Origin of the sequence: Micromonospora sp. NPDC005979 (assembly GCF_040614415.1) — a bacterium.
In the GTDB taxonomy this organism is placed as follows: Bacteria; Actinomycetota; Actinomycetes; order Mycobacteriales; family Micromonosporaceae; genus Micromonospora.
Map to the genome: position 1 here is coordinate 286,341 of NZ_JBEXUR010000004.1, position 13,961 is coordinate 300,301.

General features: G+C 72.6%; 12 protein-coding genes. 9 read left to right on the forward strand and 3 right to left on the reverse strand.

Annotated features, from left to right (window positions below):
* Positions 1–76: 76 nt before the first annotated feature.
* Complete coding sequence (typA, locus tag ABZ272_RS10205) at positions 77–1,945, reverse strand: translational GTPase TypA (protein WP_355049570.1); 1,869 nt, start codon at positions 1,943–1,945, stop codon at positions 77–79.
* 133 nt (positions 1,946–2,078) lie between these two features.
* Here typA and ABZ272_RS10210 point away from each other — a divergent pair, with 133 nt between their 5' ends.
* Positions 2,079–3,491 carry a DedA family protein gene (locus ABZ272_RS10210; protein WP_355049571.1) on the forward strand — a complete coding sequence of 471 codons (1,413 nt, stop codon included), beginning with the start codon at positions 2,079–2,081 and terminating at the stop codon, positions 3,489–3,491.
* Between the two features lie 33 nt (positions 3,492–3,524).
* Positions 3,525–4,409 carry a lytic transglycosylase domain-containing protein gene (locus ABZ272_RS10215; RefSeq protein WP_355049572.1) on the forward strand — a complete coding sequence of 295 codons (885 nt, stop codon included), beginning with the start codon at positions 3,525–3,527 and terminating at the stop codon, positions 4,407–4,409.
* Between the two features lie 36 nt (positions 4,410–4,445).
* On the opposite strand, the gene ABZ272_RS10220 is transcribed toward ABZ272_RS10215, so the two are convergent.
* Complete coding sequence (locus ABZ272_RS10220; RefSeq protein ID WP_355049573.1) at positions 4,446–6,572, reverse strand: efflux RND transporter permease subunit; 2,127 nt, start codon at positions 6,570–6,572, stop codon at positions 4,446–4,448.
* Positions 6,573–6,695: 123 nt separating this feature from the next.
* Here ABZ272_RS10220 and ABZ272_RS10225 point away from each other — a divergent pair, with 123 nt between their 5' ends.
* The 5 genes from ABZ272_RS10225 to ABZ272_RS10245 all read left to right on the forward strand — a co-directional run bounded on the left by ABZ272_RS10225 (position 6,696) and on the right by ABZ272_RS10245 (position 11,883).
* Positions 6,696–7,211, forward strand: a complete 516-nt coding sequence (locus tag ABZ272_RS10225) for a MarR family transcriptional regulator (protein WP_355049625.1) — start codon at positions 6,696–6,698, stop codon at positions 7,209–7,211.
* Positions 7,212–7,213: 2 nt separating this feature from the next.
* Positions 7,214–8,887 carry a CocE/NonD family hydrolase gene (locus ABZ272_RS10230; protein WP_355049574.1) on the forward strand — a complete coding sequence of 558 codons (1,674 nt, stop codon included), beginning with the start codon at positions 7,214–7,216 and terminating at the stop codon, positions 8,885–8,887.
* 159 nt (positions 8,888–9,046) lie between these two features.
* Positions 9,047–9,919, forward strand: coding sequence for a hypothetical protein (locus ABZ272_RS10235; RefSeq protein ID WP_355049575.1), 873 nt, complete (start codon positions 9,047–9,049; stop codon positions 9,917–9,919).
* 111 nt (positions 9,920–10,030) lie between these two features.
* Positions 10,031–10,606: a helix-turn-helix domain-containing protein gene (locus tag ABZ272_RS10240; RefSeq protein WP_355049576.1), complete on the forward strand. Its 576-nt coding sequence runs from the start codon at positions 10,031–10,033 to the stop codon at positions 10,604–10,606.
* A complete protein-coding gene (locus ABZ272_RS10245; protein ID WP_355049577.1) occupies positions 10,603–11,883 on the forward strand; it encodes an MFS transporter in 1,281 nt (426 codons plus the stop codon). Before ABZ272_RS10240 ends, ABZ272_RS10245 begins: the two co-directional genes overlap by 4 nt.
* 48 nt (positions 11,884–11,931) lie before the next feature.
* Here the strand turns inward: ABZ272_RS10245 and ABZ272_RS10250 are convergent, their stop codons facing one another.
* Complete coding sequence (locus tag ABZ272_RS10250) at positions 11,932–12,135, reverse strand: cold-shock protein (RefSeq protein WP_007072071.1); 204 nt, start codon at positions 12,133–12,135, stop codon at positions 11,932–11,934.
* Positions 12,136–12,332: 197 nt separating this feature from the next.
* Between ABZ272_RS10250 and ABZ272_RS10255 the strand changes: the two genes are divergently transcribed.
* Together ABZ272_RS10255 and ABZ272_RS10260 are read left to right on the forward strand one after the other, a co-directional pair.
* Positions 12,333–13,016 (forward strand): 50S ribosomal protein L11 methyltransferase, encoded by a 684-nt coding sequence (locus tag ABZ272_RS10255; RefSeq protein ID WP_355049578.1) that lies wholly within the window; start codon positions 12,333–12,335, stop codon positions 13,014–13,016.
* A 101-nt stretch (positions 13,017–13,117) separates the two neighbouring features.
* Entirely contained in the window at positions 13,118–13,726 is a 609-nt protein-coding gene (locus tag ABZ272_RS10260) for a VTT domain-containing protein (RefSeq protein WP_355049579.1), read from the forward strand.
* The last annotated feature ends 235 nt before the right edge of the window (positions 13,727–13,961 follow it).

The window sequence follows — 13,961 nt, forward strand, 5'->3', positions numbered from 1 at the left end:
GGGTGGACGTACCCCGGCGGGGGAGCGCGAGGGCGCGCCGGCCGCAAGCGGCCGACGCGCCCTTTGCCGGTGTAGGTCAGCCGGCGTGCTTGCGGCGGGCGGCGGCCCGGCCGCGCTGCTGCTGGTCGAGCACCACCTTGCGGATGCGCACCGCGGTCGGGGTGACCTCGACGCACTCGTCCTCGCGGCAGAACTCCAGCGCCTGCTCCAGCGAGAGCTTGCGTGGCGGGATCAGCTTCTCGGTCTCGTCGGAGGTCGAGGCCCGCATGTTGGTGAGCTTCTTCTCCTTGGTGATGTTGACGTCCATGTCGTCGGAGCGGGAGTTCTCGCCGACGATCATGCCCTCGTACACCTCGGTGGTCGGCTCGACGAACATCTGGCCGCGCTCCTGCAGGTTGATCATCGCGAAGGCGGTGACCACGCCGGAGCGGTCGGCGACCAGTGAGCCGTTGTTGCGGGTGCGCAGCTCGCCGAACCACGGCTCGTACGATTCGAAGACGTGGTGCAGGATGCCGGTGCCCCGGGTGTCGGTCAGGAACTCGGTGCGGAAGCCGATCAGGCCGCGCGCCGGCACCAGCCACTCCATCCGGATCCAGCCGGTGCCGTGGTTGACCAGCTGCTCCATCCGGCCCTTGCGGGTCGCGAGGAGCTGGGTGATCGCGCCCAGGTACTCCTCCGGCGCGTCGATGGTCAGCCGCTCGACCGGCTCGCAGGTCTTGCCGTCGATCTCCCGGGTGACGACCTGCGGCTTGCCGACGGTCAGCTCGTAGCTCTCCCGGCGCATCTGCTCGACCAGGATGGCCAGCGCCAGCTCGCCGCGGCCCTGCACCTCCCAGGCGTCCGGCCGCTCGGTCGGCAGGACCCGCAGCGACACGTTGCCGACCAGCTCCTTGTCGAGCCGGTCCTTGACCATGCGGGCGGTGACCTTGGAGCCCTTGACCTTGCCGACCAGCGGCGAGGTGTTGGTGCCGATGGTCATCGAGATGGCCGGCTCGTCGACGGTGATCAGCGGCAGCGCCACCGGGTTCTCCACGTCGGCGAGCGTCTCACCGATCATGATCTCCGGGATGCCGGCGACGGCGATGATGTCGCCCGGACCGGCGGTCTCGGCCGGCTTGCGCTCCAGGCCCTCGGTCATCAGCATCTCGGAGATGCGGACCCGCTGGGTGCTGCCGTCGGTGCGGCACCAGGCCACGGTCTGGCCCTTGCTGATGGTGCCCTGTCGGACGCGGCACAGCGCGAGCCGGCCGAGGAACGGCGACGCGTCGAGGTTGGTGACGTGCGCCTGCAGGGGTGCGTCGTCCTCGTACGCGGGGGCCGGGATGGTGTCCAGCAGGGTGCGGAACAGCGGCTCCAGGGAGTCGCTGTCGTCGGGCACCGAGCCGTCGGCCGGCTGGGTCAGGGAGGCGATGCCGTCCCGGGCGCAGGCGTAGACGATCGGGAAGTCGATCTGCTCCTCGTCGGCGTCCAGGTCGAGGAAGAGCTCGTAGGTGTCGTCCACGACCTCCTTGATCCGGGCGTCCGGACGGTCCACCTTGTTGATCACCAGGATGATCGGCATCCGGGCCCGCAGCGCCTTGCGCAGCACGAAGCGGGTCTGCGGGAGGGGGCCCTCACTGGCGTCGACGAGCAGCACCACGCCGTCGACCATGGTCAGGCCGCGCTCGACCTCGCCGCCGAAGTCGGCGTGGCCCGGGGTGTCGATGATGTTGATGGTGACCGGGTCCGAACCATCGGCGGGCAGGTACCGCACGCCGGTGTTCTTGGCCAGGATCGTGATGCCCTTCTCCCGCTCCAAGTCGCCGGAGTCCATCACCCGCTCGGTCGTCTCGCCTCGTGCGCCGTACGCGCCGGCCTGCCGCAACATGGCGTCGACCAGGGTGGTCTTGCCGTGGTCGACGTGAGCGATGATGGCGACGTTGCGGAGGTCGGTGCGAAGCTGCATACCCTCTATCCTTCCGCCTGCGCTCGCGCAGGCTGCGTCGGGGTCACCCCCAGGTGCCCCTGATCTATGGTGAAACCGCTGTGCCGGTGGTTCCCCCGGCTGGCATGCTGGCTCCCGTGTCCCGGGGGCCTGAGTGCACGACCTGCTGACCTGGGTGCAAGGTCTGCCCACCCTGTGGATCTACCTGGTCGCCGCGCTGATCGTGGCGGGCGAGACCGCGGTGATCTTCGGCCTGCTGGTGCCGGGTGAGGCTACCCTGCTGCTCGTCGGCTTCCTCACCTACAACGGTACCTTGCGCCTCGGGCCGGCGTTGCTCGCGATGATCGTCTCGGCGTTGGCCGGCGACGCGCTGGCGTTCCGGGCCGGTCGGCGCTACGGCCCCCGGCTGCGCGCCGGGCTGGGTCACCGGGTCGGCCCCGGGCGCTGGAGCAGGGCCGACGCGATGCTCGCCCGCCTGGGTGGGCGGGGCGTGTTCGCCGCGCGGTGGGTGGCCTTCGCCCGCACCCTGGTGCCCCGGTTGGCCGGTGCGGCCGGCATGCCGTACCGGCGGTTCGCCGTCTGGAACCTGGCCGGGGTGGTGACCTGGGTGGGCGGCTCGATCCTGCTCGGCCACCTCGCCGGTGAGTCGTACGACACGGTTTCCCGGGTGCTCGGCCGGGCCACCGGCGCGGCACTGGCGTTGCTGGCGGGACTGCTGGGGGTGGTGCTCGCCGGCCGGTGGCTCGGCCGCAACCCCGACCCGGCACGCGCGCTGCTGTCGCGGGTCGCCGCGCTGCCGCCGGTGCGCTGGCTCAGCGCCCGCTACGGGGTGCTGTTCTTCCTGGTGGCCATGCGGATCGGGCCGACCTGGACGCTGCTGCTCAACCTGGCCGTCGGGCTGCTGCTGCTCTTCGCCGCCGGGCTGGCCATCGCCGGTCTGCTCGCCGTGGTGGTGCGCAACAGCGGACTGGCGGCCCTCGACGGGGCGATCGACGTCTGGTTCACCGCCCGCCGTACTCCGGGCGCCGCCGACGCCACCCTGGTCGTGGTGTCACTGGTACGGGGGTGGGCGCTGATTGTGCTGGTGGCGATGGTGGCGGCGGTACTGGCGTGGCGTCGCCGCCCGCTGCGTACCGACCTGCTGAGCGTGGTGGGCACGGTCGGCGCGTTCGTGCCGCTGGTGGTGCTGGCCGGGGTGGCCGAGTTGACCGGCACGCACGGCGGCCCGGGTGGGCACGAGGCCGTCCCGTTCCCGACCCAGAACGCCGTGGTCGCGGCGAGCCTCTGCACCCTCGCCTGGTTGGTGTCGCGCAACGCGCGCTGGCCGGTGGCGGTGGCCGCGTGGACGGCCGCCGCTGCGGGCGTGCTGGGGGTCGGCGTCGCCCGGCTCTATCTGGGCCTGGACACGGCGAGCGGTACGGCGGCGGCGGTGCTGCTCGGCGTGCTGTGGACGGTGGTGTTCATGGTCGCCTGGGCCACCCGGGACCGTGCGGTCGGCGGACGGGAGCCGTCGAGCGGTCCGGTCCGCCCGTCGCAGGGGCAACCCCGGCCCGTCGAACCTTGCTAATCTGCGGCGACTGTTCGACGGGGGAGGATCACCATGCGTCAACGAGCCGGTCGGGTGGGCGCGCTCGTGCTCGCCGGCCTCCTGCTCGCCGGTGGCACCGTGGGGTGCGCCGGCAAGGGGGAACGTCCGCAGGACCAGGCCGCCGCCCCCGTCTCGGTCACCGACGCGCCGACCGACGAGCCGGTCGACGAGCCGTCCGTCGAGGCGAGCCCCTCCCCGAGCGGAGTGGCGGCGATGGGCGCCGCCCCGAGTCGCAGCGCGTCGGCCTCCCCGAAGCCGTCGAAGAAGCCGACGCGTACGTCGCCGCCCACGAAGCCGCGGGTGGTCGCCAAGGCGCCCACCGAGACGAAGGTCCCGCCGGCCCCACCGAAGCCCGCGCCCTCGTCCTGCAAGCCCAGCTACAAGGGCACGCAGGCGAGCCGTGCCGACGTGAAGGCGGCGCTGTCCGCGGCCGCCGGCCGCACCTACTGGCCCAGCTCCGCCCCCGACCTCAAGATCCCGCTCAACCTGCTCAAGGCCACGGCCTGGCAGGAGAGCGGCTGGCAGTCCAACATCTACGCCTGCGACGGCGGTGTCGGGCTGATGCAGGTCATGCCGGCCACCGCGACCTGGATGAACCAGCGCTTCGACCAGAGCTACGACATCGCCGCCTACCAGGACAACGCGTACCTGGGCGCCAACTACCTGGCCTGGCTGACCAAGTACATCGGCGACATGTACTTCGAGTCCGACTTCCGGCTCGACGCGGACCTGTGCACCGCCGAACTGGACTCCTGCCTGCTCAACGCGGTCATCGCCGCGTACAACTTCGGGCACGGGGCGGTGGCGCAGGAGGGCGAGCCGCTGGCCATCCCGAACCCGTCGTACGTGCGCAACGTGCGGGCGCTGATGACCGAGTGCGTCTGCCTGGGCTACTGAGCACGTTGACGGGGCCCGACCCCGTCGCGTGGGCGGTCAATCCCGCGCCGTCACCGGCTCGGGCGTCGTCGGGGCGTCGACCTCCGGGCGGGCGTCGACGCGGCCCGGCCACCAGAAGCGGTCACCGAGCAGGAACGCCAGCGCCGGCACCAGGACCGTGCGGACCAGCAGCGTGTCCAGCAGCACGCCGACGCACACGATGATGCCGATCTGCGTCAGCGTGATCAGCGGCAGCACGCCCAGCACGGCGAACACCGCCGCCAGCAGCACCCCGGCGCTCGTGATGACACCTCCGGTGACCCGCAGCGCGGAGAGCATGCCGTCGCGGGTGCCGGCGCTGCGGGCGTCCTCGCGCGCCCGCGTGACCAGGAAGATGTTGTAGTCCACACCGAGCGCCACCAGGAACACGAAGGCGAGCAGCAGCACGCCGCTGTCCAACGCCGGGAAGTCCAGCACGTGGTCGAAGAGCAGCCACGCCGCGCCGAGGCTGGCGAAGAACGAGGCGATCACGGTGAGCACCAGCAGCACCGGCGCGACCAGGCCCCGCAGCAGCAGCACCAGCACCGCGCCGACCAGCAGCAGGATGATCGGCAGGATGAGCCGCAGGTCTCGGTCGTTGGCCTCGTCGGAGTCGTACGTCGCGGCCACCGAGCCGCCCACGATCGCCCCGGCGGGCGGCTCGACGCCGCTGACGGCCGGGGGAGCGGAGTCGGGAACGGCGGCGACCGCGTCGCGCAGCGCCTCGATCGCGCGGTCCGAGGCGGGCGTGCCGGGCTCGGCGTCCAGCACCACGTCGACCTGGGCGACGGCCTGGCCGGCGTCCCCCGGTCGCGCCGAGGCGACGCCGGGTACGGCGGCGGCGGCGTCGGTGACCGCCCGTACCGCCGCCGGGGTGGTGAGCACCGCCACCGGCTGGGTGCTGCCGGCGGGGAACGCGCGGGCCAGGGTCTGCGCGCCGGTCACCGCCTCGGGCGCGGCCCGGAACTGCTCGGTCTCGGACAGGCCGGTGCGGATCCCGAGCCCACCGAGGGCCAGTCCGCCGAGCAGCACGGTGGACAGCGCCGCGACCACCACCGGCCGGCGTCGCACCACCTCGCCGAGCCGGCCCCAGAGTCGGCCCTCCCGGGCCGGGCCGCCGACCCGGGGTACGAACGGCCAGAACAGCCCGCGACCGAAGAGCACCAGCACGGCGGGGAGCACGAACAGGGCCGAGAGCATGGCGAAGACCACACCGGTGGCGCAGGCCACGGCCAGTGCCCGGTTCGTTTCCTGCTCGCTGAGCAGCAGGGTGAGCACACCGAGCACCACGGTGCCGCCGCTGGCCAGGATCGGCTCGGCGGTACGGCGCAGCGCGGCCCGCATCGCCGCGAAGCGGTCCTGCTCGCGCCGCAACTCCTCCCGGTAGCGGGCGATGAGCAGCAGGGCGTAGTCGGTGGCCGCGCCGAACACCAGCACGCTGGCGATGCCGGTGACCTGGCCCTGCTGGAGGTTGATGCCGACGGCCGGCACGATCGTGTCCACCGCGCGCAGGGTGAGTTGTTCGGTCGCGGCGACGACGACCAGCGGCACGATCCACAGGAACGGACTGCGGTACGTGACCAGCAGCAGCAGGGCGACCACGGCGGCGGTCACCGCGAGCAGGGTGACGTCGGCGCCCTCGAAGACCGACGACAGGTCGGCGGTGAGGGCGGGGGCGCCGGTGACCTCGGCGGCCAGCGGGTCGGGCAGGTCCGACAGCGCGTCGCGCAGCTCGGCGACCCGTGCGGTGACCTCCTCCTGACCACCGGAGGTGTCCAGCGGGACGGCGACGAGGGCGACCGTACCGTCCGGGGAGACCTGTGGGGGGCTCACCCGGCCGCCCACCGCGAATCGGCCCAGGTCGTCGGAGCGGGAGGCCAGGGCGGCCCGGTCGGCGTCGCTCAGCGCCCCGCCGCCCGCGCGGCTGACGACCACGATGGCCGGTTGGACGTCGCTGGTGGGCAGTTGGTCCTGGAGGCGTTGCACCTGGGTCGACTGCCACGTGGCGTCCAGGCCGGTGGCGGAGACCGGCGCCGGGTTGTCCGGCCGCGGGACACCGAAGACGACCGCGGCGACGACGAGCGCGGCGGCGACGGTCAGCCAGGCGGCCAGTCGACCCCGCGCGACCCTGCTGAAGACGGACATCGCTGACCCCTAGGTCTTTCGAAAGCCAAGTATCTTGATGGCCGAGATTATCGGCGGCTGCTCTATGCTGCAACCCGGGAGACCGACGACGGGGAGAAGCGGCGCGACGTGGCGACTCACGGCATGTACCGGCGGCGCGACACGCGCCGCGAGCAGCTGGTCGCCGAGATCACCAACAACCTCCGGCGGTACGCGGTGGACGCTCAGCACGTCGGTCACGCCTTCGCCAACCTGCACGGCCTCAACCCGACCGACCTGAACGCGCTGATCGCCGTCATGGACGCCGAACTGTTCGGCGACCCGATCACCCCCGGCCGCCTCGGTGAGCAGCTCAACCTGTCCTCCGGCTCGGTCACCGCCCTGATCGACCGCCTGGAACGGGCCGGGCACATCCGCCGCGACCGGGACACCACCGACCGGCGCAAGGTGCTGCTGCACTACGCCGACCAGGGCGCCGCCCTCGCGATGGAGTTCTTCCGGCCGCTGGGCGCCCGCACCGACACCGTGATGGACCGCTTCGACGACGACGAGCTGGAGGTGGTGCACCGGTTCCTGGCCGAGATGGGCGAGTCGCTGCGGGCGCACCGTGAGGCGGTCCGTGCCGCCCGGCCCGGGGCGCCCCACCGGACGACGGGCTGAGCGTGCCCGGCCGGCTCGTCGCCCGCCTCGCCGCCGCCGCGCTGCGGCTGCCCGTGACGCGTCCCGGCCCGGTCCGGGTCACCCGGGACATCCCGGTCCGCGCCCGGGACGGCGTGATGCTCCGCACCGACCACTACGCGCCGCACCGCGCCTCCGCGCCGGCCGTGCTGATCCGCACCCCGTACGGCCGGGGTGGTCCCTTGCGGCTGCTCGGCCGGTTGCTCGCCGCGCGGGGGCGGCACGCCGTGATCCAGTCCTGCCGGGGCACCGGCGGCTCGGGCGGCACCTTCGCCCCGCTGGTCCACGAGCGCGACGACGGGGTCGACACCCTCGACTGGCTGCGCCGCCAGGCCTGGTGGTCCGGCGCGCTCGGCATGTTCGGCGTCAGCTACCAAGGGTTCGCCCAGTGGGCGCTGGCCGCCGACGCCGGCGACGAGCTGCGCGCGATGGTCGCGGTGGTGACCGCCTCGGCCACCCGGGACTCGACCTACGCGGGGGAGTCGTTCGCCCTCGACACCGTGCTGACCTGGGCCGAGCTGCTGCACGCCCAGACCGTGCCGTGGCTGGCCCGGCAGTGGGAACTCAAGCGTGGCCAGCCCCGGCTGGCCGCCGCGCTCGACCATCTGCCGCTCGCGGACGCCGACCGGGTGGCCACCGGTGTCAGCATCCCGTTCTTTCAGGAGTGGCTGCGCCACCACACCCCGGAAGCGGCGTACTGGCGCGAGCGGGTCTTCGCCGACCGGGTGGCCCGGGTGCGGGCGCCGGTGGTCATGGTCACCGGCTGGCACGACATCTTCCTGCCCGCCCAACTCGACGACTACGCCACCCTGCGCGCCACCGGCGCTCGACCGCGATTGGTGATCGGTCCCTGGACCCACGGCAGCCCCGGGCTGTTCGTGGCGGCCCTGCGGGAGGGGTTGACCTGGCTCGACGAGCACCTCGACGGGCCACCGGACGACGAGCCCTCGCCCCGCGCCGCCCCCGTCCGGTTGCACGTGGGTGGTCCCGGCGGCGGCTGGCGGGACCTGCCGGACTGGCCACCGCCGACCGTCCAGACCGCCTGGCACCTGCATCCGGGCGGTGAGCTGGCGGCACGTCCCCCGGTCGCGTCGACGGCCGACGAGTTCCGGTACGACCCGGCCGACCCCACTCCGTCGCTGGGTGGGCCGTTGCTGGTCGCCCAGCGAGCCGGTCCGGTGGACAACCGGCAGGTCGAAGCCCGCCCCGACATGCTGACCTACACCAGCGCGCCGCTCGTCGAGCCGGTCGAGGTGATCGGCCCGGTCCGCGCCGAGCTGCACGTCCGCAGCGAACTGCCACACCTGGACGTCTTCGTGCGGCTGTGCGATGTGGACCGGCGCGGTCGGTCGTGGAACGTGTGCGACGGTCTGGTGCGGGTGACACCCGAACGCTTCCCCACCGACTCGTCCGGGGTGCTGCGGGTGCCGGTGACGCTCTGGCCGACCGCGTACCGGTTCGCCACCGGGCACCGGCTGCGGGTGCAGGTCGCCGGTGGCGCCCATCCGCGCTGGGCACGCAACCCCGGCACCGGCGAACCGCTCGGTACGGCGGTGACGCTGCGTGCCGGTTGGCGGCAGGTGCTTTCTGGTCCGGCCCACCCCTCGGCGCTGCTGTTGCCGATCGTCCACTCTGCCCCGGCTTCGCCTCCAATCTGAACAGAGCGCCTCTGAGCTGGGCATTCATCGGAAATGCGGGCTATGGTTGGGTCAACGCCCGGCGCCGTGCAGCACCAGACCGGGCTCGCCCACAGCCCAACACCGCGTACGCGGTGTGACGTCGTGTCCGGTCCCCGCCCCAGCCGAAAGGGGGACCCCATGACGCGGGCCCCGGACAATTTGTTGGACCTTCGACGTCTGCTCCTCACCCACCTCGACAACGCGCCCGGCCCGGACGACCTCGATCCGGCGGAGGTCGGCATCGTCGGCGACCCGGCCCACCGGGGTGGCTATCACTGCGGCTCGGACCGGGTGGTGCCGAACGACTACTCGGTGGTCGAGTCACCCCGGGACCGGTCCGGACTGACCCTGGACGCGGCGGCGATCGACGTCGGCGAGTTCGACGTCCTCTCCGGTGGCGGTCGGCACACCCTGGCCAGCTTCTCGGTGTGGTGTGTGGGCCAGTGCGTCGCGAACGCCGCCGACACCCGGGACATCCGCGAAATCATCTACAGCCCCGACGGTACGACCGTGAAGCGGTGGGACCGGCTCGGCAAACGCACCAGCGGCGACAGCTCGCACCGCTGGCACACCCACTTCAGCTTCTTCCGCGACGCCATCAAGGCGGGCCGTGACCAGCGGCCCCTGTTCCGCCGCTACCTCAGCTCCATCGGACTCCTGGAGGACGACGACATGACCCCCGAAGAGCACAACTGGCTGGCCACCGTCCACAAGAACCTGACCGTGCTGGACGGCCGCAACCCGATCGGACAGATCTACACCCGATTGGCGGAGGGTCGGGACGACACCGGTGCCCCGGTCGCCGGCAACTGGAACCTGCAGGCGATGACGAAGCAGCTCACCGACCTGCAGACCACGCTCAACGCGCTGGCCGGGAAGGACGTCACCGACGAGGCGGCGATCGTTGCGGGCGTGTTGGCCGGGCTGACGCCGGAGAAGATCGCCGCGGCGATCCCACCCACCATCGCCAAGCAGGTCGCGGACGAGTTGGCCCGCCGGCTCGTCGCCTGAAACGGGAGGCGGCCCGACCCCACCGGGCCGCCCCCACCCGTCCGACGGTTCGCAACGAATGTTGAGCAATAACAGTTGCGCAATATCTCTTGCCGATGTCATGCTGCCGGTATGGAGAAGCCCGACGTACGCCAGGTCACCGACTCGCGGGTCCTCGCGGCCATGGCACACCCGCTGCGCCGCCGACTCATGGACGTGTTCAAGGTGCACGGGCCGTCCACCGTCGGCATGCTCGCCGACCGCACCGACCAGGCGCCGGCGAACGTCAGCCACCACCTCAAGGTGCTCGCCGCCGCCGACCTGGTCACCGAAGCCCCCGAACTGGCCCGGGACCGCCGCGAACGCTGGTGGCAACTGGCCAGTCGGACGGTGCGCTGGTCCACGACCGACTTCGACACCGATCCCGCCGACCGTGCCGTCGCCGACGCCGCCACCTCTCTCAACCTCGACCGGCACGTCGCGCTGGCCCGCGCCTGGCACGCCGCCGAGGAGACCGAGCAGGCCGTCTGGGGGAATGGACCATTCTCCTTGGACCGGTGGATGCACCTCACACCGGCCGAGCTGGAAGAGCTCAGCAGTGAGATCGTCGCCGTGCTGACCCGGTGGGGCGACCGCGAGCTGCCCGACGACGGCGCCGAGCGCCAGCCGGTGTTCGTGTTCGCCCACGGCGTGCCGGCCCGGCCGTGACGGCGGCCACCCGCACCGGTCCCGCGCCGGTCCGACCGGTCGGTGGGCTGCTGCGCCACCGCGACTTCCGCCTGCTCTGGGCCGGCCAGACGGTCAGCAGCATCGGCAGCAACGTCACCGTTGTCGCGCTCCCGCTGGTGGCGGTCGCCGTGCTCGACGCCAGCACCTTCCAGGTCGCGGTCCTCACCGCCGCCGCCTGGCTGCCCTGGCTGCTGATCGGCCTGCCGGCCGGCGCGTGGGTGGACCGGTTGCCACGCCGGCCGCTCATGGTGGTCTGCGACCTGATCTGCGCGGTCGCCTTCCTCAGCGTGCCGGTGGCCGCCCTGCTGGGTCGCCTCACCGTCGCGCAACTGCTGCTGGTGGCGCTCGGCGCGGGCGTGGCGCGAGTCTTCTTCGAGACCGCCGACCAGGTCTACCTGCCGGTGCTGCTGCGACCCGAGCAACTGCCCGAGGGAAACGCCAAGCTCCAGGCCACCCAGACGGTGAGCTACGTCGTCGGGCCCGGCATCGCCGGCCTGATCGCCCAACTCGCCGGAGCGGTCGCCGCGTTGCTGCTGGACGCCCTGACGTTCCTGCTCTCCGCGCTGTTCCTGCTGCGCATCCGCACCGCCGAGCCTCGTCCCGTCCGTAAGGACCGTTCCCGGTCGCTGCGGCGGGACATGGCCGAGGGGCTGCGCTTCGTCATTCGTGACCCGTACCTGCGGGTCCTGACGCTCATGGGGGCGGCCAGCAACATCGGCCTGACCGGCTACCAGGCGGTCCTGGTCGTCTTCCTGGTCCGCGAGCTACGACTCGCGCCGGGGCTGGTCGGCGTCCTGGTCGGGGTGATGAGCATCGGCGGGATCATCGGCGCGCTGCTGGCCACCGCCCTCGCCCGGCGCTGTGGCACCGCGCGGGCCATGCTCATCGGCGCGGCGCTCACCGGCCCGCCCGCCCTGCTCATCCCGTTGGCCGGCCCGGGAGTCGGGCTGATCTGGCCGGCGCTCGGCGGCGTGCTGATCGGCCTCGGGGTCGCCATCGGCAACGTGGTCAAGGGCGCGTTCCGGCAGACGTACACGCCGCACCACCTGCTGGGGCGCGTGACGGTGAGCATGCATCTGCTCAACTACGGCACCATCCCGCTGGCCGCCGTGGTGGCCGGCGGGATAGGCGCGCGTTACGGCGTCGGCACCGCTGTGACCGTGATGACGGCCTGGTTGGCGCTGACCCCGTTGATTCTGCTGATTGGACCGCTCCGGCGGCGGCGGGACCTGCCCGCCGCCCCGGCAGCGTCGTGAGTGCACTGCGACGGCGGCCGGGAACCGACCGCCGTCACCGGCACGGAGCTACATCGGGCGGACGTTGTCCGCCTGCGGGCCCTTCTGGCCCTGGGTCACCTCGAACTCGACCTTCTGGCCCTCGTTGAGCTCCCGGTAGCCGCTCGTCGCGATGGCGGAGTAGTGGACGAACACGTCCGGCCCTCCACCATCCTGCTCGATGAAGCCGAAGCCCTTTTCCGAGTTGAACCACTTAACCGTGCCGGTTGCCATGCATCTCTCCCTGTTCAAAGCGGCGGACCACCGGCCTCGAGGCCGATGGTCGCCCGTACCTGTTCGACAGTAACGGGCAAAACCCCGATCCGCCGGCCGAAGTGCCGTAGGTCTTTTCTCGAACTCAGATGAACACTCCGCGTCGCCCGCGTGCCAAAGCCGCCCCGACCGCTTCGTCGTGGGGCATGCTTGCGCCGATGAGGGGTCCCGCAGCCGCCGCGCTGTCCGAGCTGGAGCGCGAGATCGACGCGCCCGGCGTCGGTCTGGACCGGCTCCGGCTGGTCCCCACCCCGTTCGTCCCGGAGGTGCGCCTGCACCTCGCCGAGGACGCGATCGTCTGGTGGGCCCGGATGGAGGCACTCGCCGGACACCCCCTGACGCCGCCGTACTGGGCCTCCGCCTGGGCCGGCGGCCAGGCCCTGGCCCGGCACCTGCTGGACCACCCCGAGCTGGCCGCCGGGCGTCGCGTCCTCGACCTCGCCGCCGGTTCGGGACTCGTGGGCATCGCCGCCGCGCTGGCCGGCGCCGCCGACGTCGTCGCCAACGACATCGACCCGTACGCTGTGGCGGCCGTCACGGTCAACGCCCGCGCCAACCGGGTCACCGTCGACGTCAACGGCGACGACCTGCTCGACCGCGACAGCGCCGACGCGGACCTGGTGGTCGCCGGGGACGTCTTCTACAGCCGTCCGATGGCCGCCCGGATGCTGCCGTTCCTGCGACGGGCCGTCGCCTCCGGCGCGGAGGTGCTGGTCGGAGACCCCGGCCGGGGGCACCTGCCGGTCGACGGGCTGCTGGTGCTGGCCGACTACCCGGTGCCCACCACCGAGCCGTCGGTGGACCCGTCGCCGCGCCGGGTGCGGGTGCTGCGACCCGCCTGACCCGCCGGCCATCTCAGGGGTGACCCCGAGGTCGACACCAGGGGGCGGTAAGGGCTGCGACCGGATGTCCACGGTGGCACGACGGCCATAGCGTACGAGGCATGACGCATTGGCTGGCCCAGGTCGGAGAGCTGCCCATCCTGGTGCTGATGGGCGTACTCGGGTTGGTGATGCTCTTCGACGCCGTACCGCTGCTCGGCGTCCTCGTCCCCGGCGACGTGGCGATCCTGGCCGCGGTCGGGGTGGGCCGCCCGGCCACCGGGCTGGCCACCTTCGCGGCGGTGCTCGCCGGATGCCTGGCCGGCTGGTCGCTGAGCTTCCTGATCGGTCGCCGGTACGCCGAACCCCTGCGCCGCAGTCGCGTCGGAGGCTGGATCGGCGAGTCGCGCTGGAGCGCGGCCGAGGGGATCCTCAGCCGTGGCGGCGGGCGGATGGTGATGGTCGCGCCGTTCCTGCCGGTGTTCAACGCCCTGCTGCCGCTGGCCGCCGGCGGACTGCGGATGTCGTACCGGCGGTTCCTCGGCTGTGCGGCCCTCGGCGCGGCGGCCTGGGCCGGTCTCTACCTGGCGCTGGGCATCGCGTCACGGTCGCTGGCCGCGCTGCTGCCGGGCGCGCCCAGTCCGTTGCTGGTGACCATGGGGGTGGGGTTGGTGCTGGCCACCGTCGTGTTGCTGGGGGCGCGGCGGCGGCTGTTCGCTCTGGCTGGTTGAGCTTGTTGTTGGCTCAGTGGTTGCGGTGGGGGGCGGGGGCCTGCCGTGCCCGGCTCCGGGCGGTCAGGCTTGATCCCTGCGCCGGGCACGGCAGGCCCCCGCCCTCGTCGTGGTTCCGGTCCGCCGGCAGGGTCGCGGTCTGCCGGTGCTGGTGTGACCTTCAGTGGTTCTCGGTCAGCGTTGGGTGACCCGGTGAAGTGGCTCGATCGGGCTCTCGTGGGTGGCCTGAGTGGGG

What these genes read in the sequence shown, in the direction of transcription:
- typA (WP_355049570.1), bottom strand. Translation starts at nt 1,945, where the DNA reads ATGCAGCTTCGCACCGACCTCCGCAACGTCGCCATCATCGCTCACGTC.
- ABZ272_RS10225 (WP_355049625.1), top strand. Translation starts at nt 6,696, where the DNA reads ATGTACCGGCGGCGCGACACGCGCCGCGAGCAGCTGGTCGCCGAGATC.
- ABZ272_RS10255 (WP_355049578.1), top strand. Translation starts at nt 12,333, where the DNA reads ATGAGGGGTCCCGCAGCCGCCGCGCTGTCCGAGCTGGAGCGCGAGATC.
- ABZ272_RS10235 (WP_355049575.1), top strand. Translation starts at nt 9,047, where the DNA reads ATGACGCGGGCCCCGGACAATTTGTTGGACCTTCGACGTCTGCTCCTC.
- ABZ272_RS10240 (WP_355049576.1), top strand. Translation starts at nt 10,031, where the DNA reads ATGGAGAAGCCCGACGTACGCCAGGTCACCGACTCGCGGGTCCTCGCG.
- ABZ272_RS10220 (WP_355049573.1), bottom strand. Translation starts at nt 6,572, where the DNA reads ATGTCCGTCTTCAGCAGGGTCGCGCGGGGTCGACTGGCCGCCTGGCTG.
- ABZ272_RS10250 (WP_007072071.1), bottom strand. Translation starts at nt 12,135, where the DNA reads ATGGCAACCGGCACGGTTAAGTGGTTCAACTCGGAAAAGGGCTTCGGC.
- ABZ272_RS10215 (WP_355049572.1), top strand. Translation starts at nt 3,525, where the DNA reads ATGCGTCAACGAGCCGGTCGGGTGGGCGCGCTCGTGCTCGCCGGCCTC.
- ABZ272_RS10260 (WP_355049579.1), top strand. Translation starts at nt 13,118, where the DNA reads ATGACGCATTGGCTGGCCCAGGTCGGAGAGCTGCCCATCCTGGTGCTG.